The sequence below is a fragment of the Allobosea sp. P4_H5 genome, assembly GCF_056400825.1.
Genome location: NZ_JBFUKM010000013.1, coordinates 107,159 through 131,990, shown reverse-complemented (window position 1 = coordinate 131,990; position 24,832 = coordinate 107,159). Strand labels below are relative to the sequence as shown.

General features: G+C 68.2%; 22 protein-coding genes. 12 read left to right on the top strand and 10 right to left on the bottom strand.

Annotation, left to right across the window (positions count from 1 at the left end; translation table 11 throughout):
• Positions 1–22 precede the first annotated feature (22 nt).
• Both AC1DS0_RS24545 and AC1DS0_RS24540 read right to left on the bottom strand, forming a co-directional pair.
• Positions 23–583: a sigma-70 family RNA polymerase sigma factor gene (locus AC1DS0_RS24545; RefSeq protein WP_476816845.1), complete on the bottom strand. Its 561-nt coding sequence runs from the start codon at positions 581–583 to the stop codon at positions 23–25.
• Positions 570–785: a NepR family anti-sigma factor gene (locus AC1DS0_RS24540; protein WP_476816844.1), complete on the bottom strand. Its 216-nt coding sequence runs from the start codon at positions 783–785 to the stop codon at positions 570–572. The genes AC1DS0_RS24545 and AC1DS0_RS24540 overlap by 14 nt, the downstream gene beginning before the upstream one ends.
• A 342-nt stretch (positions 786–1,127) precedes the next feature.
• Here AC1DS0_RS24540 and AC1DS0_RS24535 point away from each other — a divergent pair, with 342 nt between their 5' ends.
• From AC1DS0_RS24535 to AC1DS0_RS24520, 4 genes are all read left to right on the top strand, one after another.
• Positions 1,128–1,922 (top strand): response regulator, encoded by a 795-nt coding sequence (locus tag AC1DS0_RS24535; RefSeq protein WP_476816843.1) that lies wholly within the window; start codon positions 1,128–1,130, stop codon positions 1,920–1,922.
• Between the two features lie 191 nt (positions 1,923–2,113).
• A complete protein-coding gene (locus tag AC1DS0_RS24530) occupies positions 2,114–2,863 on the top strand; it encodes an extensin-like domain-containing protein (protein WP_476816842.1) in 750 nt (249 codons plus the stop codon).
• A 441-nt stretch (positions 2,864–3,304) separates the two neighbouring features.
• The gene (locus AC1DS0_RS24525; RefSeq protein WP_476816841.1) at positions 3,305–3,766 is read left to right on the top strand and encodes a DUF992 domain-containing protein; all 462 of its coding nucleotides are present in this window, start codon (positions 3,305–3,307) and stop codon (positions 3,764–3,766) included.
• A gap of 177 nt (positions 3,767–3,943) precedes the next feature.
• Positions 3,944–4,303, top strand: a complete 360-nt coding sequence (locus tag AC1DS0_RS24520; protein WP_476816840.1) for a response regulator — start codon at positions 3,944–3,946, stop codon at positions 4,301–4,303.
• Between the two features lie 8 nt (positions 4,304–4,311).
• Here the strand turns inward: AC1DS0_RS24520 and AC1DS0_RS24515 are convergent, their stop codons facing one another.
• The 4 genes from AC1DS0_RS24515 to polA all read right to left on the bottom strand — a co-directional run bounded on the left by AC1DS0_RS24515 (position 4,312) and on the right by polA (position 9,713).
• On the bottom strand, positions 4,312–5,700 hold the full coding sequence (locus AC1DS0_RS24515) for a sensor histidine kinase (RefSeq protein WP_476816839.1): 1,389 nt from the start codon (positions 5,698–5,700) through the stop codon (positions 4,312–4,314).
• A 101-nt stretch (positions 5,701–5,801) separates the two neighbouring features.
• Positions 5,802–6,221 (bottom strand): hypothetical protein, encoded by a 420-nt coding sequence (locus tag AC1DS0_RS24510; protein ID WP_476816838.1) that lies wholly within the window; start codon positions 6,219–6,221, stop codon positions 5,802–5,804.
• A 3-nt stretch (positions 6,222–6,224) separates the two neighbouring features.
• Entirely contained in the window at positions 6,225–6,587 is a 363-nt protein-coding gene (locus AC1DS0_RS24505) for a glycine zipper domain-containing protein (protein WP_476816837.1), read from the bottom strand.
• A gap of 96 nt (positions 6,588–6,683) precedes the next feature.
• Positions 6,684–9,713, bottom strand: a complete 3,030-nt coding sequence (polA, locus tag AC1DS0_RS24500) for a DNA polymerase I (RefSeq protein WP_476816836.1) — start codon at positions 9,711–9,713, stop codon at positions 6,684–6,686.
• Positions 9,714–9,794: 81 nt separating this feature from the next.
• On the opposite strand from polA, the gene AC1DS0_RS24495 reads away from it, so the two are divergent.
• The 4 genes from AC1DS0_RS24495 (at position 9,795) to addA (ending at position 17,855) form a co-directional block, all read left to right on the top strand.
• Complete coding sequence (locus tag AC1DS0_RS24495; RefSeq protein WP_476816835.1) at positions 9,795–10,460, top strand: nitroreductase family protein; 666 nt, start codon at positions 9,795–9,797, stop codon at positions 10,458–10,460.
• 76 nt (positions 10,461–10,536) lie between these two features.
• Entirely contained in the window at positions 10,537–11,271 is a 735-nt protein-coding gene (locus AC1DS0_RS24490) for a nucleotidyltransferase family protein (RefSeq protein ID WP_476816834.1), read from the top strand.
• 6 nt (positions 11,272–11,277) lie between these two features.
• Positions 11,278–14,382, top strand: coding sequence for a double-strand break repair protein AddB (gene addB / locus AC1DS0_RS24485; protein WP_476816833.1), 3,105 nt, complete (start codon positions 11,278–11,280; stop codon positions 14,380–14,382).
• Positions 14,379–17,855, top strand: coding sequence for a double-strand break repair helicase AddA (gene addA / locus AC1DS0_RS24480; RefSeq protein WP_476816832.1), 3,477 nt, complete (start codon positions 14,379–14,381; stop codon positions 17,853–17,855). Before addB ends, addA begins: the two co-directional genes overlap by 4 nt.
• A gap of 4 nt (positions 17,856–17,859) precedes the next feature.
• Here addA and AC1DS0_RS24475 read toward each other — a convergent pair whose 3' ends face one another.
• Positions 17,860–18,255 (bottom strand): RidA family protein, encoded by a 396-nt coding sequence (locus AC1DS0_RS24475; protein WP_476816831.1) that lies wholly within the window; start codon positions 18,253–18,255, stop codon positions 17,860–17,862.
• A 41-nt stretch (positions 18,256–18,296) separates the two neighbouring features.
• On the bottom strand, positions 18,297–18,941 hold the full coding sequence (locus AC1DS0_RS24470) for a TetR/AcrR family transcriptional regulator (RefSeq protein ID WP_476816830.1): 645 nt from the start codon (positions 18,939–18,941) through the stop codon (positions 18,297–18,299).
• A 120-nt stretch (positions 18,942–19,061) separates the two neighbouring features.
• Here AC1DS0_RS24470 and AC1DS0_RS24465 point away from each other — a divergent pair, with 120 nt between their 5' ends.
• From AC1DS0_RS24465 to AC1DS0_RS24450, 4 genes are read left to right on the top strand one after another with little or no spacing between them, the layout of a single operon-like run.
• Positions 19,062–19,841 (top strand): cyclase family protein, encoded by a 780-nt coding sequence (locus AC1DS0_RS24465; RefSeq protein WP_476816829.1) that lies wholly within the window; start codon positions 19,062–19,064, stop codon positions 19,839–19,841.
• 23 nt (positions 19,842–19,864) lie between these two features.
• A complete protein-coding gene (kce, locus tag AC1DS0_RS24460) occupies positions 19,865–20,791 on the top strand; it encodes a 3,5-dioxohexanoate:acetyl-CoA acetone transferase (protein ID WP_476816828.1) in 927 nt (308 codons plus the stop codon).
• The gene (locus AC1DS0_RS24455) at positions 20,791–21,819 is read left to right on the top strand and encodes an SMP-30/gluconolactonase/LRE family protein (protein ID WP_476816827.1); all 1,029 of its coding nucleotides are present in this window, start codon (positions 20,791–20,793) and stop codon (positions 21,817–21,819) included. The genes kce and AC1DS0_RS24455 overlap by 1 nt, the downstream gene beginning before the upstream one ends.
• A gap of 31 nt (positions 21,820–21,850) precedes the next feature.
• On the top strand, positions 21,851–23,059 hold the full coding sequence (locus AC1DS0_RS24450; protein ID WP_476816826.1) for an ABC transporter substrate-binding protein: 1,209 nt from the start codon (positions 21,851–21,853) through the stop codon (positions 23,057–23,059).
• A 168-nt stretch (positions 23,060–23,227) separates the two neighbouring features.
• Here AC1DS0_RS24450 and AC1DS0_RS24445 read toward each other — a convergent pair whose 3' ends face one another.
• Together AC1DS0_RS24445 and AC1DS0_RS24440 are read right to left on the bottom strand one after the other, a co-directional pair.
• Positions 23,228–23,977 carry an ABC transporter ATP-binding protein gene (locus tag AC1DS0_RS24445; protein WP_476816825.1) on the bottom strand — a complete coding sequence of 250 codons (750 nt, stop codon included), beginning with the start codon at positions 23,975–23,977 and terminating at the stop codon, positions 23,228–23,230.
• Complete coding sequence (locus tag AC1DS0_RS24440; RefSeq protein ID WP_476816824.1) at positions 23,953–24,831, bottom strand: ABC transporter permease; 879 nt, start codon at positions 24,829–24,831, stop codon at positions 23,953–23,955. The genes AC1DS0_RS24445 and AC1DS0_RS24440 overlap by 25 nt, the downstream gene beginning before the upstream one ends.
• Position 24,832 lies beyond the last annotated feature (1 nt).

Sequence of the window (24,832 nt, the reverse complement as noted above, 5' to 3'; positions counted from 1 at the left end):
TCCCACTTTTTCGCATCCTGTTCTAGCTGCCGACGGTTTCGGGTCCGGCGCGCTGCACGGCCGCGGTGATCCGGCGATCGGGGCCGAGATCGTCGACGCCGCCGATGGACAGGAGTTCCGCCAGCTTGGTGCGTGCCCGGTTGACGCGGCTCTTGATCGTGCCGATCGCGACGCCGCAGATTTCGGCGGTCTCCTCATAGGACAGCCCGGTGGCGCCGACCATGATCAGCACCTCGCGCTGCTCCTCGGGCAGCTTGGCCAGCGCCTTGCGGAAATCGGCGAGGTCGAGATGGCTTTCCTGGTTACCGTGGGTTGCGAGCCTGTCGGCATAGGTGCCTTCGCTGTCCTGCACCTCGCGCCCGCGCTTCCGATAGAGCGAGTAATAGGTGTTGCGCAGGATGGTGAAGAGCCAGGCCCGCAGGCTGGTGCCGGGTTGGAACTTCTCGGCATTGCCCCAGGCCTTGAGCAGCGTGTCCTGGACCAGGTCGTCGGCGAGCTGCATCGAGCCCGAAAGCGACGCTGCGAAAGCGCGCAGGTTCGGAATCTCCGCGATCAGCCCGTCCTTGAAGTCAGCTGAGCTCATCGGAGCCGCCTTCGGCCTTCAGGCGCTGTTCGGTATCCTCGAGCTGGGCCAGCAACACCAGAAACCGATCGGGCACCGGCGCATTGATCAGGTCGTCATAATGCGCCTTGAGGGATCGGCCGATCGATTCCTGCACCCGCGGGTCGAGCACCATCTCGTCGTCAGGTTCGGCTCGGGCCGCTTGGGGCGGATCGGCATTCATCAGATTCATGATCCCTAGCTCCATTGGCATGCCGACATGTCCGCCGATCACACCCAACCACGCCACGCACGCTCGTCGACACGCCTGCGCGCAACCGCCCCGAAACGCACCTTCATTCGGCCCAATAACGAGGCCGAAAGCAAAAGGTTCCATTCCGAACGAAAAATAATTTTCTTGTCATAACAGGGACTTGAGTGCTCTTCTCCAGCAACTTTGGTTGGAGCCGGATCTCGCTTGGTCGGAAGTCCGGTCGGTGATTCCGACTCTCAATTCTGGATAGTGCCCGACCCGATCAGCTTGCATCGAAAGCCGATCGGGTCGGACTTCGTGGGGGATAGCAAGATGTCGATCGCCACTGAAATCGCGCCGCATTTGCCGTATCTGCGCCGCTTCGCCCGGGCGCTGAGCGGAACGCAGGCCAGCGGTGACGCCTACGTCGTTGCGACGCTGGAAGCGCTGATCGCCGACCCCGGCACCTTTCCGCGCGAGCTCGGCGCGCGGGTCGGCCTCTACCGGCTGTTCCTGCAGATGTGGTCGTCCGTGGGACTCAACACCCAGGCATCGGCGCCGGAGACGGAGCGTTCCGCCGCCGAGCGTAATCTCGACGCGCTGACGCCGCGCTCGCGCCAGGCCTTCCTGCTGCGGACGGTCGAAGGTTTCTCCATCGAGGAGGTCGCGCAGGTCATGAACATCGCCCCAAGCAACGCCGCAGCCCTCGTCCAGACGGCCGGCCAGGAGATCGCCGAGCAGGTCGCCACCGACGTGCTGATCATCGAGGACGAGCCGATCATCGCCCTCGACATCGAGACCATGGTCGAGGAGCTCGGCCATAAGGTCACCGGCGTCGCCCGGACACATCGCGAGGCCATCGCGCTCGTCGCCAAGAAGCGGCCGGGCCTGGTGCTGGCCGACATCCAGCTGGCCGACGGCAGCTCCGGCCTCGAGGCGGTCAACGAAATCCTCGCTGCGATCGAGGTGCCGGTGATCTTCATCACCGCCTATCCGGAGCGTCTGCTCACCGGCGACCGGCCGGAGCCGGCCTTCCTGATCACCAAGCCGTTCCAGCCGGAAGCGGTGAAGGCCGCGATCAGCCAGGCGCTGTTCTTCGATCGCCGCGCCGGCCGCAAGGCGGCCTGACGCACCGACCGAGGTGACCGGGAACAAATCGGCCATCCCTCGCGTTGCCCCGGCCCGGGCGATGCGAAGGAGATCGGTCATGTCCATGGCTCTGCTGGCGGCGCTGATCATCGCGGCCTCGATCACGGTCCTGTTCACGGCTGTCGGCTGACCGCATGCGTCGGCATTGGCCCATCTGGTGGGGTTGCCTGGTGATCGTCATCGCCGCCGCCGGATTGGTCGAGGCCGATCGGGCTTGGAGCCAGGAAGCGAAGCCGACAAACGCTCCACGGCCCCCGCCGCGGCCCGCCTCCCTGCAGAAACCCGCTTCGGCTCCAGCGATCATCTCGCCGGAGGACAAGCCGGTCTCTGCGACAGAAGGCAGTGCCTGCGTGCGGATGCTCGCAGGTGTCCCCGGGAACAGGATTCGCCCGATCGCGCTGGCCGCGAAGCCGGAGGCGGAAGGCTGCCGCGTGGTCGATCCGGTCGTGGTCGAGGCGCTGGCGGTTCGTGCGGCCTCGGGGCCGGGGCAGGTCAGGCTGGTACCGCCGCCGACGGTGAGCTGTGAGCTGGCACGGGCGGTCTCGCTTTGGCTCGACACCGGCCTTCAGCCTCTGGCGCGCGGGGCGTTCGGTCGCGAGCTGACGGCGTTGCGCGTCGGTGGCGGGCACGAATGCCGCCGGCGCAATCGTCAGGCGTCAGGCGCGCTGAGCGAGCACGCCACGGGGCAGGCGCTCGACATCTTTGCCTTCGAGCTGGGCGAGGAGAAACAGGGCGGAGCGGTGGTGGTGGTCGAGCGGCCGAGCGGCCTGGAGCAGACGCGCTTCCTGGACGGTGTGCGCCAATCGGCCTGCGGCGCCTTCATGACCGCCCTTGGTCCGGGCGCGGATGCGGCCCACGCCAACCATCTTCATGTCGATATTCAACAGCGCCGGGCGGCCTCGAGCCGCTTCTGTCAATGATCCCGGCGAAATCCCGATGATCCCGGCGAAATCCTATGACGCGATCGTGAAGACGCCGTCGGGCGTGTCGGACTGCGCCGCGGCCGGTGGCGGACGCCTTCCGCTCGACCAGCTCTCGCGCCGACGCGCAAGCTCGGCCAGCGCCGAATCATGGTCAAAACCCTCGCGCAGAAGTTGTTCAAGGTCCCAGAATGGCGGAAGATCGCGCGCCAGTTTGGGAGTAGGGAACATCTGCACCGGGCTGGTCCGTCCTTGCTTTGGCATTTGCGCGTCCACTGGTCAGTTCCCGTCAACGCAAGCACCGGATTGAGGTTCCGGATTATTTGGGAACTATGGAGTGATTGCGGCGTTTTGGTGCGGTTTCGAGGCGCAGCGGACGATTCGGCGAAGCCGGCCTCGTGCCGGTGCGGTGCATTCGGGGTACGGCGCAGGAGAAGGTGAATGAGACGTCTGATCGCAATGCTCGCTTTGGCGGCCGGTGCCAGCCTGCCCGCAGCTCCGGCCCTGGCGCAGAGCACTGCGCCGGCGGGGCGCTTGACTTGCACGATCGGCGCCGGCCTCGCCCAGGCCGTCGCGACGCAGAAGCCGCTCGAATGCCGCTTTCGCCCGCGACGCGGGCCGCTTCAGACCTATACCGGAGTAATCCGTGGTTTCTCGCTCGACGCCAAGACAGTTGGGCGCAGCCTGCTCGCCTGGCGGGTCTACGGGCCCTATGCGCGCGCGCCTCTCGGCGTCCTCAGCGGTCCCTATGCACGCAAGGAGGGCGATATCAGGTTGTTCGGCAGCCATGACGGCGATGTCCGGCTGGTGCCGCGGGCCCTGCCCATCCAGCGCGGCGCCAATGTCGCCCTCGGCGTCACCGCCTTCGAGCTCAATCTCGTCCGCTCGCCGCGCCGGCGCTGAGCGGCGATACTTACGCTTTCCTAACCATATCCAATCAATTTGAGTTGAATTTGAAGGGTTTGACGCGGACAATCCGGTTCAGAACGGAACAAGGCCGACCAAGCAGGCGTTCATGAAGCTCACAAGCAGGAAGCAGCTTGGGGTTTAGTCGTGAAGTTGGAAGGTGATCTGGGTCTCATGGCCGGTATTCGGGTCCTCATCGTCGAGGACGACCCCTTCATTGCGATGGATATCGAAAGCGCCGTGAGCGAGGAGCTCGGCGGCGACGCCGAGCTGATCGTGGTCGACTCGGTGTCGCAGGCGCGGCGGGCCGCCGATCAGCCGCTCGATTGCGCCTTGCTCGACATCGACGTCGTCGGCGGAAAAACCTTCGCCATCGCCGCCAGCCTGCGCGCCAGAGGCACCCCGCTGGTGTTCGTCTCCGGCTCCGCCCCGAGCGAGGTTCCGCCCGAATTGCGCGACGTGCGCTTCGTGCGCAAGCCCTTCTCGGCCGACGAGCTCGGCCGCTTCGTCTCCAAGGCCGTGAACAAGGGCTGAGGAACGGCCTATGCTGCCGCGTCCTCCTCGGCCGGTTGCTCCCGTTTCGGGAAGGTGACGGCGACACGGGTGCCGGGCCGCGCCACACCGGGCGACAGCGGTGCAATCTCCATATCGGCCCGCATGCTGCGCAGCAGGGCGTTGATCACCGACTTGCCCAGCCCGGCGCTCTGCTGGTCTTCCGGCATGCCGACGCCGTCATCCTCGACGCAGAGGACGAGGTTCTCCTCGGGCGTCCGCGCGAGCCGGATCGTGATCCTGCCGGCGGCACCGTCCGGAAAGGCGTGCTTGATCGCGTTGGTCACCAGCTCGTTGATGACGACGACGAAGGAGACGGCGTCGCGTCCCGGCAGGCGGATCGCATCCATCGCCAGGGCGATCTCGATCGGCTTGCCTTCCGCCGCCTTGCCGATCTCGGCCAGCAGGTCCTCCAGATAGGGCCGGGCCTCGATCTCGTCGGCCTCGATGTCGAGCCGCAGGCGTCGCTGGCCGGCCGCGATGGCCTGGATGCGCGATTGCGCCTGGGCCAGCGCCTGCTTGACGGCGGGCTCGCGCGTCTGCCGGCTCTGGACGTTGAGCAGCGCCGAGACCATCGCCAGATTGTTGCCGACGCGATGGTTGACGTCGCGCAGCAGCGCCTCGATGCGCAAACGCTCATTCTCGAGCTGGAGCGTGCGCTCGGCCACTTTCCGTTCCAGCTCGGCGTTGTAGCTGGTCAACGAGACTGTCCGGCGATGCCGCCCCCGCAACTGTAGCCAGGCGGCGAGGCACAGGCCGGCGAGCGCGATCAGGATGCCGGCGCTGGCCAGGACACGTCGGCGTGTCTCGCGGCGGGTGCTGGCGGTGAGCCGAAGATTCTCTTCCAGCTGGATCGCGCTGACGACCTCGCGCAGTCCCTGGGTCAGCCGGTTTCCGGTGCCCTGATTGACGAGGGCGGCGGCTTCGCTGCGCTGGCCGCGCCGCATCAAGGCGATCGTCTCGGCCATTTCCCCGAGTTTGCGGTTCGTGATGGCGCGGGCGCTCTGAATGCGCTCCAACTGCGTCGGACTATAGGCCGCGAGCTGCTCGATCTGATCGAGACTCGGCAACAACTCCGCTCGCTTGTCGTTGTATGGCTCGAGATAGGCTTCGTCGCCGGTGAGCAGGAAGCCGCGCTGACCTGTTTCCGCATCGAGCACGTTGCTGAGGAAGCGTTCGCTGCGTTCGCGGATGTCGATCGAGCGCGAGACCAGCTTCGAGGCCTCGTCGGCCTGGATATTGATCCAGCCGGCGATCAGCACGGCGGCGGCGACCACGACGATCGCGATCGCCGCCGAGGAGGCGGTGTACAGGCGCGTACCGAGCAGGGGCAATCCCGGCGACAGCCAGCGTGGACGGAGCTTCAGCTGGGCATTCATCGCTGCCTTGAATAGACGCTGAAACCCGATCGCCCAAGGTAAAAAGACATATCGCCGTGAGCCGGCTGCGGAAAAGGCAGCCGATTCAAGGTCGTTGCGTCTTATTTTTCAGCGTCGTCGTCGCCTTGCGCGAACTGCCGCCCGAGGATGAGCCCGAGCAGCACGACGCCGCCGACCAGCCCGGTGCGCCAGCCGAGCTTGCGGTTGCCGACCAGCGTGGCCGCGATCGGGGCGGCGGCGACCGCGGCGGCGAGGCGCCGGTCCGGCCGCGGCCGGCTCTTCACATAAAGTGCGATGCCGAGCAGGAGCAGTGCGGCGGCGAGCAGCCCGCCGGCGATCGACAGGCTGGCGGTGACCGCCCCGTAATGCAGCGTCAGCACCGTGTGCAGCGCATCGAGACCGTAGCCGACAGCGCCGGCCGCGAGCACGCCCGCAAGCAGATAGAGCACGATGACCGTGACGTTGCGGCGCACGACGCCGCCGATCTCGCGCGTGACCAGACCGGTCAGCCCCCCAAGCATGGCTCAGCGCGCCGAGAGGAAGCCGACGAACAGCCCGACCGCGGCCGCAAGGCCAAGCGCCCGCAGGGGCCGCTCGCGGATCTCGCGGATGATCAGCTCTTCCAGATCGCCGGCCTGCTCGCGCGCGACGGCGGCCATGCGATCGGTATCGACGCCGACCGATTTCAATTTCTCGCTGACCGTCGCGGCGAGATCCTGGGCGCCGCGCGCCAGGCTGGCCTCGATCTCGTCCGCCTCGTCCTTGACACGACGACCGGCTTGGCGGGCGCGCTCGGCCGTGTCCGAGGCGGCGTCAGCGACTCCGTCCTTGGCGCGTTTGACCGAGGCCGCGGCCTGTCGCTTTGCGGTGGAACTGGTTGCGGCCATCAAACGCCTCCTTGGTGCCGGCAATGAACGATGCCATGCGGAACGCATGGCGCAAAGCTCAACGCCTCAGCAATGGGACGGTTCCCGGCCGTAAGGTTAGTGCGCCTCGTCCCAGTTGTCGGCGGCGCGCGCATCGACGACGAGCGGCACCTTGAGCGCGACGGCCGGCTGCGGTGCCTCGACCATGACCTTGCGGATCACCGGCAGCGCCGCCTCGACCTGCGCCTCCGGCACTTCGAAGACGAGTTCGTCATGGACCTGCAGCAGCATGCGCGCGTCGAGCTTGGCTGCGGCGAGCGCATCCTCCATCCGGATCATCGCGCGGCGGATGATATCGGAGGCCGAGCCCTGGATTGGCGCGTTGATCGCCTGGCGCTCGACGAAAGCGCGCTCGGACGGGTTCTTCGAGGCGACCGCCGGGAAATGGCAGACGCGGCCGAAGATCGTCTCGACCGCGCCCTTGGCGCGCACCGTGGTGCGAGCCTGGTCCATGTAATCGCGGATGCCGGGGAAGCGCTCGAAGTACTTGCGGATATAGGCGCTGGCCTCCTCGCGGGAGATGCCGAGCTGATTGGCGAGGCCGAAGGCCGAGATGCCGTAGATGATGCCGAAATTGATCGCCTTGGCGCGCCGGCGCACTTCGCTCGGCATGCCCTCGACCGGCACGCCGAACATCTCGGACGCCGTCATCGCATGGATGTCGACGCCGTCGGCGAAGGCCTGCCGGAGCTGCGGGATCTCGGCGATATGGGCGAGGATGCGCAATTCGATCTGGCTGTAGTCGGCCGAGACCAGCTTGTGGCCCTTCTCGGCGACGAAGGCGGTCCTGATCTTGCGGCCGGCCTCGGTGCGGATCGGGATGTTCTGCAGGTTCGGCTCGGAGGAGGAGAGCCGGCCGGTGGTGGTCGCAGCCAAGGCGTAAGACGTATGGACCCGGTGGGTCTGCGGGTTCACGTAAGTGGGCAGCGAGTCGGTATAGGTCGATTTCAGCTTGGCGAGCTGGCGCCAGTCGAGGATGCGGGCAGGCAGTTCGTTGCCCTGCTCGGCGAGGTCCTCGAGCACGCCGGCGCCGGTCGCCCATTGGCCGGTCGCGGTTTTCTTGGCGCCGGGCAGGCCCATCTTGCCGAACAGGATGTCGCCGAGCTGCTTGGGGCTGCCGATGGTGAACTTCTCGCCGGCGAGCGTGTGGATCTCGTCCTCCAGCCGCGCCAGCGACTGGGCGAATTCGCCCGACAGACGCGACAGGATCTGCCGGTCGATCGAGATGCCGCGCCGCTCCATCCGCACCAGCACCGGGACCAGCGGGCGCTCCATCGTCTCGTAGACCGTGGTCTTGCGCTCCGGCACGAGGCGCGGCTTCAGCGCCAGCCAGAGCCGGAGCGTGACATCGGCGTCCTCGGCGGCATAGGCGGTCGCCTTGTCGAGCGGCACCTTGTCGAAGGTGACCTGGCTCTTGCCGGTGCCGGCGACCTCCGAATAGGGGATCGGCTTGTGGCCGAGATGAACCTCCGAGAGCCGGTCCATGCCCTGTCCGCCATTGCCGGCATCGAGGGCATAGGAAATCAGCATGGTGTCGTCGATGGGGCCGACCTCGACCCCGTGCCGGTTGAACACGGCGATGTCGTATTTGAGGTTCTGTCCGATCTTGAGCACGCCGGGGTCGATCAGCAGCGGCTTCAATTCGGCCAGTGCCTGGTCGAGCGGGATCTGGCCTTCGAGCAGGCCTGAATCGAACAGGCCGTCGCCGGCGCGATGCTGCAGCGGGATGTAGCAGGCCTTGCCCGGCGCGACCGCGAGCGAAATCCCGATCAGGTCGGCCTGCATCACGTCGAGCGAGTTGGTCTCGGTGTCGAGCGCGACGAAGCCGGCCTCGTAGGCCCAACCGATCCAGCGCGAGAGGTCGGCGACCGTACGGACGCACTCGTAAGATGCATGATCGATCTTGACCGCGAGCGCTGCATCCTTACGCGCGGCGGCGAGATCGGCCGGCCGCAGCCAGCCATCGGCCGGAGCGGATGCCGTCGGCGCGGCGCCGTTCGTGGCGGGAGCAGTCGTGGCGATCTCGCCTGCCCCAGCGACCGGAGCATCGGTCTCGGCATAGAGCGCCTTGAGCGCTGCGGCGCGGGCCCCGCCCGGGGCGAGGTCGGGATCGGCGTCGATCGCGCCGACATCGGCCTCGTAGGCCTCGGCCGCGCGCTTGGTGATGGTGGTGAATTCCATCGCCTTGAGGAAGGCAATGAGCTTTGCCGGATCGGGCTGGTTCAGGGTGAGCTCGCCGAGCGGCGTCTCGACCTTCACATCGTCGACCAGCGTGACGAGCTTGTGCGAGATGCGGACCTTCTCGACCACTTCGGGATTGGTCAGCGTCTCCCGGCGCTTGGGCTGCTTGATCTCGCCGGCCCGGGCCAGCAGCGTGTCGAGATCGCCATATTCGCCGATCAGTTGCGCCGCCGTCTTGATGCCGATGCCGGGCGCGCCGGGGACATTGTCGGTCGCATCGCCGGCCAGCGCCTGCACGTCGGTGACCTTGTCCGGCGTGACGCCGAAATATTCGACGACCTCGGGCTCTCCGATGCGCCGCTCCGGCCGGAAGCCGGCGCCCTTCTTGGCATCGCCGGAGGCCGGGTCGTACATGGCGACGCCCGGGCGCACCAGCTGCATCAGGTCCTTGTCGGCCGAGACGATCAGCACGTCGGCGCCGGCCTCGCGCGCCTGCCTTGCGTAGGTCGCGATCAGGTCGTCGGCCTCGTAGACGTCCTGCTCGACCGGGATCAGGCCGAAGGCGCGCACCGCGTCGCGCATCAGCGGGAATTGCGGGATCAGGTCCGGCGGCGGATCGGAGCGGTTACCCTTGTAGGCCGGGTAGATCTCCTTGCGGAAGGAGTTCTCGCTCTTGTCGAAGACGATGGCGAGATGGGTGGGTTTCACCCCGAGCACGCCCTCGCGCACGAACTGGAACAGCTTTGTCGCGAACAGCCGGACCGCGCCGGACGGTAGCCCATCGGAGCGGGCATTGTATTTCCGGTCCTGGTTGATCGACTGGAAATAGGCGCGGAAGATGAAATTCGAGCCATCGACCAGGAAGAGGTGGTCGCCGGGCTTGAGCTGGGAGCTGTCGTTCGTCATGGCCGGGACCATAGGGCTGCGCGCCGGGATGGTCTATTGTGCAAGCAGCAGTGCCCGCAAGAAGCTGTCAGGAGGAAATCGATGAACGCCTATGTCACCATGCCGCTCGCCTTCCAGGGCTTGCCCGAGGAGGAGATGAAGGCGCAGGCGCTCAAGTTCATGGAGACGATGAAGAAGCGCCGCACGGTGCGCGACTATTCCGACAAGCCGGTGCCGCGCGAGGTGATCGAGGCCGCAGTCGCGACCGCCGGCACCGCGCCGTCCGGGGCCAACCAGCAGCCCTGGACCTTCGTCTGCATCTCCGATCCCGAGATCAAGAAGAAGATCCGCGAGGGCGCCGAGGAAGAGGAGCGCGCCTTCTATGCCGGCCGCGCCGGCGAGGAATGGCTCGATGCGCTCGAGCATCTCGGCACCGACGAGCACAAGCCTTTCCTTGATACCGCGCCCTGGCTGATCGCGATCTTCGCCCAGCGCTGGGGCTATGATGCTGATGGCCGCAAGGTGAAGCATTACTACGTGCCTGAGTCGGTCGGCATCGCCGCCGGCTTCCTGATCGCCTCGCTGCATCAGGCGGGCCTGGCCACGCTGACGCATACGCCGGCGCCGATGAATTTCCTCAACGAGCTCTGCGGCCGGCCTGACAACGAGAAGGCGCTGATCCTGCTGGTCGTCGGCTATCCCGCCGAGGGCTGCGTCGTCCCGGCGATCGGCAAGAAGCCGCTGGAGGAGATCGCGAGCTTCCTGTGAGCTGCTGCCGCACTTGAGCAATCGCGCCGGCCATGGCTGATAGGCCGATATGGCCGGCGGGAGATTCGTTCACGTCATGCAGACCAGTTCGCCGCCGATCCGCCGGGCCATGGTGCTCGCCGCCGGGCTCGGCAAGCGCATGCGCCCGATCACCGACACCATGCCGAAGCCGCTGGTCGCGATCGCCGGCAAGACCATGCTCGACCACGCGCTCGACCGGCTCAAAGAGGCCGGCGTCGCGGACGCCGTGGTCAATGTCCACTACCTCGCCGAGCAGATCGAGGCGCGCGTCGCCGGCCGCTCCAGCCCACGCATCACGATCTCCGATGAGCGCGACCTGCTGCTCGAAACCGGCGGCGGCGTGAAGAAGGCGCTGCCGCTGCTCGGCGCCGAACCGTTCTTCCACATCAACTCCGATTCGCTCTGGAGCGAGCGCGGAGCATCGAACATTTCCGCCATGGCCGCCGCCTGGGATGCCGCGCGCATGGACATGCTGCTCCTGCTCGCCGAACGCGAGAGCAGCGTCGGCTTCGACGGCGCCGGCGATTTCTTCCGCGACGCGGCCGGCCGGCTGGCGCGGCGCGGGCAGGCCGCAAGTGCGCCTTACGTCTATGCCGGCGTCGCCATCATCAAGCCGGAGCTCTTCGCCGATACGCCGGACGGGCCGTTCTCGCTGAACCTGCTGTTCGACCGCTGCATCGCCAGGGGCACCCTGTTCGGCCATCCCCTCGACGGGCGCTGGCTGCATGTCGGCACGCCCGAGGCGATCCCGCTGGCAGAGCAGGCCTACGCCGCCCACCAGGGCGGGTGAGCGGCGATGGCCGCCGGGCTCAACCTGTTCAGCATCCCGGCCGGCGCGCCCTTCCTTTCGGTGCTGGCCGAGGCGCTGATCGCAGGCCGCTTCGGCCGGGCCTTCGACCCCGGCGATCCCGCCGCCCTCTCGCGCACCACGCTCTATCTGCCGACGCAGCGCGCAGCGCGGGCCTTCGGCACGATCCTGTCGGAAAAACTCGGCGGCCAGCCATTGCTCCTGCCGCGCATCGTCCCGCTCGGTGATGTCGATGAAGCCGAGACGGCGCTAATCGCCGGCGCGGGCGATGCGCTGGCGCTTGGGCGGGTCGCGCCGATCGATCCGCTACGTCGTCGCTTCATCCTGACGACGCTGATCTCGGCCTGGGGCCGCACCGCCAACCGCCAGCACCTCAAGCTCGACCCGGCGGAGCCCTCGCTGATGCCGGCGACTTTGGCCGAGGCCTGGGGGCTGGCCGGCGACCTCGCTCATCTGCTCGACCAGCTCCAGACCGAAGGCGTCTCGCCGGCGCGGTTGAAGGGGCTCGACGCCGCCCGTTTCGACGAGATCTGGCAGTTCAACGCCCGTTTCCTCGATATCATCGCCGAAGCCTGGCCGGCGATCCTCGAACAGCGGGCCGAATGCGACCCAGCCGAGTTCCGCAACCGCATGCTCGCCGCCGAGCGTGATCGCTTGCTCGCCGGCGGTTTCCACGGGCCGGTAATCGCGGCCGGCTCGACCGGAACGGTGCCGGCGACGGCCCGCCTGCTCGCCGCGCTCGCCCGCGCCCCGAACGGCGCCGTCGTGCTGCCCGATCTCGACGAGGCGCTCTCGGAGCAAGGCTGGCGCGCCATCGTCCAGGAACCGGCGCCCTCGCATCCGCAGGCGGCGCTGCATCGCCTGCTCGACGAGATCGGCGCGGGCCGAGACGAGATCGTCACCATTGCCGAGCCTTCGCCTGGGCTGGAATCGCGCCGCGACCTGCTGCGCCGCGCTTTGCTGCCGGCTTCGATCACCGATGACTGGGCCGGTGCGGCGCCTCTTGCTGCCGGGGCGCTCGACGGCCTGCGCATCGTCGAGGCCGCCGATGAGCGCGAGGAGGCGCTGGTCGCAGCCTTGGCCTTGCGCGAAGCGCTGGAGGAGCCAGGCGCCCGTGCCGCGCTGATCACGCCGGATCGCGGCCTTGCCGAGCGCGTCGCTGTCGAGCTCCGGCGCTGGGGCATCCAGGCCGATGATTCCGCCGGGCTGCCACTCGGCCGCTGGCCGGCCGGTGCGCTGCTCCGGCTGGCGCTCGATGCGGTCGAGGGCGATCTCTCGCCGGCGAGCCTCGTTGCGCTGCTGGCGCATCCGCTCTGCCGGCTCGGGTTGACGGAAGCCCGCCTGCGGCAAGGCGCGGCAGCGCTGGAGATCGGCTGCTGGCGCGGCGAGCCGGTGGGTCCGGGTTTCGCCGGTCTGCGCCGCGCCTTCGAGGCGATGCCGGAATTGCGCGAGGCGACCTATGCGCCGCGCCCGCGTCGCAAGCTGACAGACGAGGATGTCGGCGCGGCCGAACAGGTGCTTGCCGGACTGGAAGATGCACTCGCGCCACTTGTGGCGGCTTTGGCCGGCCCTGCCCCCGAATTACGCGAGATCGCGGCGCAGGCCCGACGCGCGATCGAGACGCTGAGCGGCGACGAGGCCGGCGCCGTCCTCGCCTGGCGCGGTCCGGATGGCGAAGCGCTCGCGGCTTTGCTCGACGATCTCGACGCCGCCTTGCCGGAGGCGCCCGGCGAAGGCCGCGCCCGCGACTGGATAGCCATCCTCGAAGGTCTGATTGGCGAGCGCGTCGTACAGCGCCGCGATCCCGGCCATCCCCGCGTCAAGATCTGGGGCCTGCTCGAAGCCCGCCTGCTCGAAGCCGAGCATGTCGTGCTCGGCGGCTTGATCGAGAGCGTCTGGCCACCGGCCACCGAGACCGATTCCTTCATCAACCGGCCGATGCGGGCCGAGCTTGGCCTTTCGCCGCCGGAACGGCGCATCGGCCAGACCGCGCATGACTTTGTCGCGGCGGCGCTCGCCGGCAAGGTGACGCTGACCCGCGCCCGCAAGGCCGGCGAGGCCGAGACGATCCCCTCGCGCTTCTGGCAGCGCCTCAAGGCGGTGGCGCCGGCTGAAGGCTGGGAAGCGGCCGAGGGACGCGGGCGCGAGCTGATCGCCTGGGCCGCGTTGCTCGGCAAACCGGCCGATCTCCTGCCGGTGCCGCGGCCAAAACCCTTTCCGGCGGCGCATCTGCAGCCGACGCGGCTCAGCGTCACCGAGGTCGAGACGCTCTATCGCGATCCCTATGCGGTCTATGCCCGCAAGATCCTCAGGCTCGACGCCCTGCCCGAGCTGGTCGAGGACCCCGGCGCGACCGATCGTGGTTCGCTGCTGCACGACATCGTCGGAACCTTCGCCGAGACCTACCCCGAGCAGATTCCAGCCGGCGCCCTCGGCAGCCTGATCGAGATCGGCGAGCGCTTTTTCCGCGCCTATGAGGAGACGCCGGAGGTGCGCGCCTTCTGGTGGCCGCGCTTCCTGCTGATCGCACAGAACTTCCTCGGGTGGGAGGAGCGGCGGCGGCCCGGGCTCGCCCGCATCGCGGTCGAGCGCGATACGCAGGCCGAATTCCCGCTGATCGACGGTTCCTCGATCCTGCTGACCGGCCGCGCCGACCGTGTCGAGATCACCCGCGAGGGCGCCCTGCGCATCATCGATTTCAAGACCGGAGCGCCGCCCAGCGACGAGCAGGTCCGCCTCGGCTTCGCCCCGCAACTGACGCTGGAGGCCGAGCTCGCTTTGCGCCACGGCTTCTCGCCCGACATCCTGCCCGGCCCGGTCGAGGCGCTGATCTATCTGCGGCTCAACCATGACCCGAAGAGTTGGGAGAAGGACAAGAAGCTGTCATTCAAGGACGAGGCGCAGGCCGACGTCACCGCCCGCCATCTTGTCCAGCTGCTCGATCATCTCGCCGTGTTGCGCGCCGGCCGCGAGCCCTGGCTGTCGCGCCGCGCCCCGGCCTACATCAAATATGCCAGCCCCTATGACCAGCTCGCCAGGGTCAAGGAATGGTCGGCCGCGCCAGACCTCGGCGATGCCGGAGACGAGGCATGACGCCCGCTGGCTGGACCATCCCCGAGCAGACGCGCCGCAATCAGGCGCTGGCGGCCGAGCCCGATCTCAGCGCCTGGGTCTCGGCCAATGCCGGCTCGGGTAAGACCCATGTGCTGGTCAACCGCGTGCTGCGCCTGCTGCTCGATGGCGTCGCTCCCGGCCGGATGCTTTGCATCACCTATACCAAGGCCGCCGCCGCCAACATGTCGAACCGGGTGTTCCGGGCGCTTTCGGTCTGGGCGGTGGCGTCCGATTCGGTGCTGTGGGCGGCTTTGTCGGCGCTGACCGGGCAGCTTCCGGCCGCGAGCGACATCAGCCGGGCGCGGCGCCTGTTCGCGCAGGCGCTGGAGACGCCGGGCGGGCTCAAGATCGAGACGATCCACGCCTTCTGCACCCGCGTGCTGCAGAGCGCGCCGTTCGAGGCCAATGTCCCGCCGCGCTTCGAGGTCGCCGACGATCTCGCCCAGGACGAGTTGATGCGCGATGCCAGGCGCGATCTGCTTGCCGCTGCCGAAGCCGATCCTGAGGGGCCGCAAGCCAGGGCATTGCGCTTCATGGCCGAGCATGCGGCGCAGGACACCTTCGACCAGATCATGCGCGAGGCACTGCACCAGCGCGCCGTGTTCAGCGATGCGGAAGGGCGGGCGCGCAAGCCGGAGGAGATCGTCGCCGGGCTCAGCGCCTTCCTCGGCATCGCGCCGGAGCTGACGGCCGAGACCGTGCGCGAGCGCTTCCATCAGGAGCTTGCCGCAGTGCCCGACCTGCAGCGGCTGCTCGCGGCGTTCGAGGCCGGCAGCGCTACCCGCGCCAAGGCGGCGGCTGCGATCAGGCTCGCGCTCTCGGATGCGCCGGGCATCGATCCTGTCTCGGCTTGCCGTGCTGGCCTGCTCACGGCCGAGGGCAACGTCGCCCAGCATGTCCGCGGCAAGGGCAACAGCGCCCTGCCGGCCGATCTCGACGCGGCGCTCGATGCGCTCGCCGCCTGCCTGACCGCCGCGATCGACCAGCTCAACGCCATCGCCGTGCGTGAGCGCAGTGCGGCGCTGGCCGTGCTGGTGACGCATATCCTCGCCGCCTATCGCCGCCTGAAGGCGCAGCGCTCTTTGCTCGACTATGACGACCTGATCGCTAAGGCGCGCTCGCTGCTCGATCGGGTCGATCCGGCCTGGGCGCTCTACAAGCTCGATGCCGGCATCGACCATATCCTGCTCGACGAAGCCCAGGACACCAGCGAGGCGCAATGGGCGATCCTGCGCCGCCTCGCCGAGGAGTTCTCGTCCGGCGAGGGCGCGCGCGAACTGGTGCGGCCGCGCACCGTCTTCGTCGTCGGCGACGAGAAGCAGTCGATCTACGGCTTCCAGGGCGCAGCGCCCGCCCATTTCAGCGAGGAAAGGCGGCTGCTCGGCCGGCGCCTTCAGGAGGCCGGCCAGCGCTTCGAACCGATCAGCCTCACCACCTCCTTCCGCTCGGCCCCTGACATCATGCGCGCGGTCGATGCGGTGTTCGCGCCGCAGGAGCATTGGCGCGGCCTCGTCTTCGATGGCGGCGCCGGGCCCGAGCGGCACGATACGGTCAGGCGCGCTTCGATCGGCGCCGTCGATCTCTGGCCGGTCTCGGCCGATGATGCCGGCGACAAGCCCGATGCCTGGACGGCGCCGGTCGATGCGCCCGAGCGACGCTCCGGCCTGGTCAAGCTCGCCGCCCGCATCGCCGATGTGCTGAAGCGCTGGAGCGAGGCCGGTCGCGACGATATCGGCCGGCCGTTCAAGCCCGGCGACGTGATGATCCTGCTGCGCCAGCGCGGCGCGCTGTTCGAGGCGATCGTCAAGGCGCTGAAGGATCGCGAAGTGCCGGTCGCCGGCCGCGACCGTCTCACGCTAGCCGACCATCCGGCGGTCGAGGACCTCGTCGCGCTCGGGCGCACCATCCTGCTGCCGCAGGACGATCTCTCGCTGGCGATCACGCTGAAGACGCCGCTGTTCGGCCTCGACGATGACGATCTGATGCGCCTCGCGCCGGAGCGGAAGGGCTCGCTGCGCGAGGCTTTCCGTGAGGCGGCGCAGACCGAGCCGCGCTACGCCGCGATCGAAGCGCGGCTGACCGAACTCGTCGAGGAGGCTGGGCGCTGCGGTCCGTTCCGCTTCTACGCCGGCCTGCTCGGTCCCGGCGGCGGCCGCAATCTCGCGCTTGCCCGGCTGGGACCGGAAGCCGGCGATGCGCTCAACGCCTTCCTCAACGCCGCGCTCGACCATGAGCGGCGCTACGGCCCCTCGCTCGCCGGCTTCCTGCACCATATCGGCGCGGTGGCGACGCAGGTGAAGCGCGATCTCTCGGCCAGCGCCGGCGAGGTCCGGGTCATGACTGTGCATGGCTCGAAGGGGCTGGAGGCGCCGGTCATTATCCTCGCCGATCTCGGCGTCGCTCCTGGCGAGCGCCGGCTGCCGAAGCTGATGGCGGTCGAGCCGCCGCGCGGCGCGCAGGTGCCGGTCTGGCCGAGCAAGCGCGCCGACGACCCCGCGGCGATGCGGCGCGCCAAGGATGCCATCGTTGCGCAGATGGTCGAGGAGCATCACCGTCTGCTCTATGTCGCGCTGACCCGCGCCGAGGAGCGGCTGATCCTTTGCGGCGTGCAGGCCAAGGGCGAGGCGCCCGAAGGATCCTGGTACGCCATGGCCGAGCTCGGCCTCGCCGGCTCCGAGCCCTGGTTGCGCGATGTGCCGGCTCCCGATGGCGACGGCGAAGTGCGCCGCTTCATGGTCTCGCAACCGGGAGAGATCGCGGCTGAGGAAAGTCTTGCCGCACCGGCTGCGACAGCGCCGCCGGGCTGGCTGATGCGCACTGCTCCGGAGGAGGCCGAGCCGGCGCCGCCGCTTCGCCCGTCGAGCGCGCTCGCTGCGGCCGACGCGCAGGAGCGTCCGCATGACGGGCCTTTCCTCGCCAATGCGGCGGCGGCCGGCCGGCTGGCGCATCTCCTGCTGCAGGTCCTGCCGGAGGTGCCGGCGGAACGGCGGGCCAGCACGGCCCACGCTCTGGCGCAGGCGCGTGCTGGCGCGTTGGCGCAGGAGAGGCGGGAGCAGATCGTCACCGATGCGCTCGCGCTCATCGCCGCACCGGAGTTCGGCGCGCTGTTCGGGCCGGGCAGCCTGGCTGAGGTGCCGCTCGCCGGCGAGATCGCCGTGGACGATGGCAGCAGGCGGCCGGTACAGGGCCGGATCGATCGGCTTGCGGTCGGCGATGGCGAGGTCCTGATCGCCGATTTCAAGACGGCCGCCCGCCCGCCGCAGGATGCAGCCGCCTTGCCGGCGTCGACGCTGGTTCAGCTCGCGGTCTATCGCCGGCTGATCGGCGAGATCTATCCCGGCCGGCGCGTCAGGGCGGTGGCGATCTACACGGCGAGCCTGAAGCCGCTGGAGCCATCAGCCGAGCTGCTCGATGCGGCCCTGGCGAAGATGGCGATACCCTCACGGCACTGACGGATCAGCCGATCGCGGCGACGCATTCGATCTCGATGTCGAAGGGCAGCGGCCAGGGCCGGATCGCGGCGCTGGTCCGTGCCGGGAAGCCGTCGCTGAAATAGGTGCGATAGACCGCGTTGACCCCGCCCATCAGCGCGGGATCGGTGACGAAGATCGTCGCCTTGATCACGGCGTCGAGCGAGGAACCGCCATGGCGCAATGTCACGGCGAGCGCCTCCATCGCGGCGCGAGTCTGCGTCTCGATATCGCCGCTGACGATCTCGCCGGTGGTGATGTCGATCGGCGGCATGCCGCAGGTGAAGAGCAGGTCGCCGGCGCGGGCCAGCGCCGAGGTCGGCGCACCGAGCCGGCGAATGGCCTCGGAGATGACGGGGACTTCGATGATCTCGCGGCGCATGGTGTGATCCACTTTTCTTGTCTTCAACCGAGTAAGCCGGCTCAGCGGCCTCGCAGCAGCCCGTCGATACCGGCGGCACAGAAACCGGTCAGGCGCTGCAACAGCTGCTCGGCATTCTCGACCACGGGCACGGCCTCGCGTTCCTGGTCGAGCCGCATGGCGCGATCGCCGGCCGCCATGGTCATGACGAGCGCGCCGACCATGAAGAGATAGGCGTCGACCAGCGCTCCCTCCGGCGCCTGCGGATAGGCCTTGCCCAGCGCCGCGACGAACTGTCGTGCGGTCGGATCGAAATGCTCGGCGACGACGCCGCGCGCGGCTTCGCGCGGATCGACGGCTTCGCGGGCGGTCATCATGGCGAAGGCCGCGCCCTGCACCCCTTCGCTGAAGCGCTGGCGCACGGACGGGCCGATCAAGGCGGCGACGATCTCGCCGACATCGAGCGCCGGCCGAGCCATGGCCTCGCCGAGCGCCTGGGCGCGCGCCAGTGCTAGGGCGTGTGCCCGGCGGGCGAAGACGGCGCGGTAGAGCGCTTCCTTCGAGCCGAAATGGTAGCTGAGTTGCGAGAGCCGCACGCCCGCCGCGGCCGCAAGGTCACGCATCGAGGCGCCGTCGGCGCCACCGCGCTCGGCGAAGAGCCGCTCGGCAGCGTCGAGAATGCGGTCGCGCGTCGGCATCGCGGACATCGTGCCCCTCCAGAATCCAGCGATTCCCCTCTTACCAGAAACATGATGCCCTGCTATAGGTCGGACGTTCGTCCAAATTCGAACCACAGAGAATACGTCTTTATGGGAGGGCATACCGGCATGCTGCCAGGCCGCCTCGTCGATCTGTCGATTCCGCTCGAGAACGACGTTCCTGCCGATCCGCCTTTCCAGAAGGTCAGAATCGACTATCGCATGCATCAGGCGACGGCGACGGACATCGCCGCGGCGTTTCCGGGCCTCAAGCCCGAGCAACTGCCTGATGGCATGGGCTGGGCGGTCGAGCTCGCGACGATCTCGACCCATAACGGCACTCATGTCGACGCGCCCTGGCATTATCATCCGACGCAGGATGGCGGCGCACCGGCGCTCAGGATCGACGAATGTCCGCTCGACTGGTTCCTGCAGCCGGGCGTGAAGCTCGACTTCCGCCATCTGCCGGATGGCCATGTCGTCACCCCCGACGAGATCGATGCCGAGCTGGCGCGGATTGGCCACACCTTGAGCCCGCTTGAGATCGTCATTGCCAATACGCGGGCCGGCGCCCGTTACGGGCAGGCCGACTATGTCGATTCCGGCTGCGGCTTCGGCCGCGAGGCGACGCTGCATCTGGTTCGGCAGGGCATCAAGGTCGTCGGTACCGATGGCTGGAGCTGGGACGCTCCCTTCAGCCACACCGCCCGGCGCTTTGCCGAGACCGGCGACGCCTCTTTGATCTGGGAGGGCCACAAGGCCGGACGCGAGGCCGGCTACTGCCAGATCGAGAAGCTGCACAATCTCGAAGCGCTGCCGGCGATCGGCTTCACCCTCAGCTGCCTGCCGGTGAAGGTCCGCAACGGCTCGGCCGGCTGGACCCGCGCCGTGGCGATCCTGCCCGTCTGACCCTACCGCCGAAGGAGAACGCCATGAGCAAGGTCATCATCACCTGCGCCGTCACCGGCGGCATCCATACGCCGACCATGTCGGAGCATCTGCCGATCACGCCGGACGAGATTGCCAGCCAGGCGATCGCGGCGGCGGAGGCGGGCGCGGCGATCCTGCATCTGCATGCCCGCGACCCCAGGGACGGCCGCCCGACGCCGGACCCGGCCGTGTTCATGGAGTTCCTGCCGCGGATCAAGCAGGCGACCGATGCCGTCGTGAACATCACCACCGGCGGCGGCCTGACCATGACGGTCGAAGAGCGCCTCGCTGCGCCGCTCAAGGCCGCGCCCGAGATGTGCTCGCTCAACATGGGCTCGATGAACTTCGCGCTGCACCCGCTGGCGGAGAAGTACAGCAACTGGAAGCATCCCTGGGAACAGCCCTACCTCGCCAACACCAAGGACTTCATCTTCCGCAACACTTTCGGCGACATCGAGCGCATCTACAAGCTGCTTGGCGAGGGCCACGGCACCAAATTCGAGCACGAATGCTACGATGTCGGCCACCTCTACAATCTCGCCCATTGCCTCGATCGCGGTTGGTTCCGGCCGCCGGTCTTCCTGCAGTTGATCTTCGGCATCCTGGGCGGCATCGGCGCCGATCTCGACAATCTGATGTTCATGAAGCGCACCGCCGACAAGCTCTTCGGCAAGGACTATCATTGGTCCGTGCTCGCCGCCGGGCGGCATCAGATGGCGTTCTGCACGCAAGCGGCGATGCTGGGCGGCAATGTCCGCGTCGGGCTCGAGGACAGCCTGTTCATCGGCAGGGGCAAGCTCGCCACGTCCAATGCCGAGCAGGTCGCCAAGATCCGCCGCATCGTCGAGGAGCTCGGCTACGAGATCGCCACGCCCGACGAGGCCCGTGCCATGCTCGGCCTCAAGGGCGGCGACCGCGTGAACTTCTGATGTCGCCTCGCCCCAACCCGCTCGACGGTTTCGTCATCGCCTCCGCCGCGATCAGCTATGTCGGCGAGGGTCTGCAGCGGCCGGAATGCATCCTCGCCGAGCGCGATGGCTCGCTCTGGAGCGCCGATGCGCGCGGCGGCGTCGTCCATATCAGGCCGGACGGCTCGCAGCAGCTGATCACGCAGACGGCGAGCCACGGCTTCGCCGAGGCGGCCGACGAGGAGGCGCGCTTCGTCTCCGGCACCTTGCCGAACGGGCTCGCCTTCGCCGGGAATGGCGACGTGCTGATCTCCAACTTCGGCACCGACCGGCTGGAGGTGATGACGCGCTCGGGCGAGACGCGCGTGCTGGTCGATACGATCGACGGGCAGGCGATCGGCAAGGTCAACTTCGTGCTGCGCGACAGCAAGGACCGGATCTGGCTGACGATCTCGACCCGGACGAAGAACTGGATGCGGGCTATGAGCCCGAATGTCCGCGACGGCTATGTCGCGCTCTATGATGGCGGACGGCTGCGGATCGTCGCCGATGGATTCGCCTTCACCAACGAGATCCGGCTCGATGCCAATGAGGAATGGCTCTACGTCGCCGAGACCTGCGCCTGCCGGGTGACGCGATTGCGCGTAGGGGCCGATGGCAGCCTGACCGATCGCGAGGTCTTCGGCCCGAGCGACCATGGCGCCTTCATCGACGGCATCGCCTTCGACGCCCATGGCAATCTCTGGGGTACGCATGTGATGCTCGATCGGGTCTTCGCGATCACGCCGGAGGGCGATTTGCGCATCCTGCTCGACGATGATCGCGGCAGCGCCGCCGGCAAGGCGCTGATGGCCGCCTTTGCCCGCGACGAGGCGACGCCGGAATTGATGCTCGCCTGCGGCGGCACGATCGCCCCCTGGTTCGCCAGCATCACCTTTGGCGGCGCTGATCTGCGTACCGCCCATATCGGTAGCCTGCGCGGCAGCCGCATCCCCTGTTTCAGATCGCCTGTGCCCGGCCTGCCGATGGCGCACTGGCACGACCGCTAGCAACGACGAAAACACCACGGGAGGAATTCACATGAAGGGTCTGGTTTCGGCGCTCGCCATCGCCACCGCGTTGCTCGGCGCCCTGCCCGCCGCAGCCGAGATTTCGGACGGCGCCGTCAAGATCGGCGTGCTGACCGACATGTCCGGCGTCTATTCCGACATCACCGGCAAGGGCTCGATCACCGCCGCCCGCATGGCGGTGGAGGACTGCCTGAAGGCCGAATGCCAGGGCATGAAGATCGAGGTCGTCTCGGCCGACCATCAGAACAAGGCCGATGTCGGCTCGGCGATCACCCGCGAATGGATCGACCGGCAGGGCGTCGACGTGCTCGCCGACATGTCGAACGCCTCGCTGCAGCTCGCGATCCCGCCGCTGCTGAAGGACAAGAACCGCGTCGGCCTGTTCCCCGGTGGCACCGCGCGCCTCACCGGCGATGCCTGCCAGCCCGACCATGTCGTCCAGTGGATGTGGGACACCTATGTCCAGGTCGCCGGGATCGCCAACCACCTGACCAAACCCGGCACCAAATGGTATCTGGTCACCGCCGACTATGCGCTCGGCCACCAGCTCGAAGCCGACGCCAAGACGCTCGTCACCGCCAAGGGCGGGGTCTATGCCGGCTCGGTCCGGCACGCCTTTCCCGCCGTCGATCTCTCTTCGCAGCTCCTGACGGCGCAGGGTTCGGGCGCCGACCTGATCGCGCTCGCCAATGCCGGCGGCGACACCGTCGCCGGGATCAAGACGGCGCGCGATTTCGGCATCGGCCAGGACAAGCAGAAGCTGGTCGCCTTCTTCCTGACCGCGATGGACGTGAAGAGCGTCGGCCTCGCCGCTGCGCAGGGCACGATCCTGACCGAGGGCTTCTACTGGAACATCGACGAGCGCACCCGCGCCTTCTCGGAGCGCTTCAAGGCGGCGCATGGCGCGGTGCCCTCGGCGATCCAGGCCGGCGTCTATTCCTCGGTCCGGCACTACCTCAAGGCGGTCGTCGCGGCGAAGTCGGACGAGGCCAAGACGGTGATCGCCAAGATGCGCGAGCTGCCGATCGACGACGAGGTCGTCCGCAACGCCAAGCTGCGCGAGGACGGGCGCATGGTCCACGACTTCTACGTCTTCCAGGTCAAGAAGCCGGCCGAGTCGAAAGGCGAATGGGATCTCTACGACCTCGTTGCCACCATCCCCGGCGACCAGGCCTTCCGCCCGCTCGCTCAGAGCGCCTGCCCGGCGATCAAGAAGTAGCAATCCCGCCGTCTTTCCGGGACTTCGCGCAGCGAAGGGCCCGGAACCCAGAACCGATGCCGGCTGTCACGATCGCGCTGCGACCGATGCGCCTTTCCAGCTCTTGTCTCGGTTCTGGGTTCTGGGCTCAGGCCTGCGGCCTGCCCCGGAAAGACGTGGTGGTTCGCTTCAGGCGACGCGGCGCAGCTCCTCCTGGGTCACGCCGAGACTGCTCAGCAATTCGCTGCGCACCTCGGCGAAGCGGCGCTGCCGCGGTCCCGCCTCGGTCGGCAGAGCGACCTCGAGATCGACCACGAAGCGGCCCTGATCGAGCACCAGCACGCGCTGGGCGAGATGGATCGCTTCGTCGACGTCATGGGTGACGAGCAGTACCGCCGGGCGATGGCGGGCGCAGAGGTCGAGTAGGAGCGCCTGCATGCGCAGGCGGGTCAGCGCATCGAGCGCGCCGAAAGGCTCGTCGAGCAGCAGGAGCTCGGGCTCGCGCACCAGCGACCGGGCCAGCGCCGCGCGCTGCTGCTCGCCGCCGGAAAGCTGCATCGGCCAGGCCTTTGCCCGCGCCGTCAGTTCGACCTCGGCAAGCGCATGCAGAGCACGCTCGCGCGGCGTCTGCCCGTTCAGCCCGAGCGAGACATTGTCGACGACCGTCTTCCAGGGCAGCAGGCGCGCATCCTGGAAGACGACCGAGACCGCGTCGGGGGTGCCGAGCCGGCCTGAGCCGGGCACGCCATGGTCGAGCCCGGCCAATGCCCGCAGGAAGGTGCTCTTCCCCGAGCCGGAGCGGCCGAGCAGGGCGACGAACTCGCCGCGGCCGATGTCGAGATCGACGCCGTCGATGATGGTGCGCTCGCCATAGCGGCGGGTGAGGCCGCGGACAGCGACGACCGGCGGCTGGTTCAATCGGCCAGAATCTTGCGCCATGGCAGAGCCTTTCGGGTGATGAAGCGGACGAGCCAGTCCGAGCTCAGGCCGAGCGCGGCATAGACGGCGAGGCACAGGATGATGACCTCGGTCTGGCCGTAGGTGCGGGCAAGGTTGATCATGTAGCCGAGGCCGGAGGTGGCGTTGACCTGCTCGACCACGACGAGGGCGAGCCAGGAATAGGTGACGCCGAAGCGCAGCCCGAGCAGGAAGCCGGGCAGCGCCGCCGGCAGCACGACATGGCGCAGGAACTGGCCGTTGCTGAGGTCGAGCGTCTCGGCCAGCTCGATGAAGCGGGCATCGGTCGAGCGCAGGCCGTCATGGGTCTGAATGTAGATCGGCGCGAAGGTGATCAGCGCGATCGTCAGGACCTTCATGCCCTCGCCGATGCCGAACCAGAGCATCAGCAGCGGGATCAACGCCAGCGCCGGAATGGCGCGCTTGATCTGGATCGGCCCGTCGACGAGGTATTCGCCGATGCGGCTGAGCCCCGCGATGACGCCGAGCGAGGCGCCGGCGACGATGCCCCAGAACAGCCCCCAGAAGGAGCGCTGGAACGAGGTCCAGAGATTGTCCTGCAGGCGCCCGTCCTGGATCAGCTCCCAGCCGGTGGTCGCCACCGTCCAGGGCGCCGAAAGGATGCGGTCGTCGATGAAGCCGGTGGCCGAGCCGATGCTCCAGAGGATCAGCAGCAGGGCAGGCCCGAGCGCAGCGCCATAGGGGATGGGGCGCCCCGGGCCGAGCTTGCGCCGGCGGCGAGGCTTGTCGACCGCACCGCTGGTCTGGCTGCGACGGAGCTTGAGCCAGGCCGGGTCGGCGGCGCCATGCGCGCCGGAGAGTGAGATGTCCGCCATG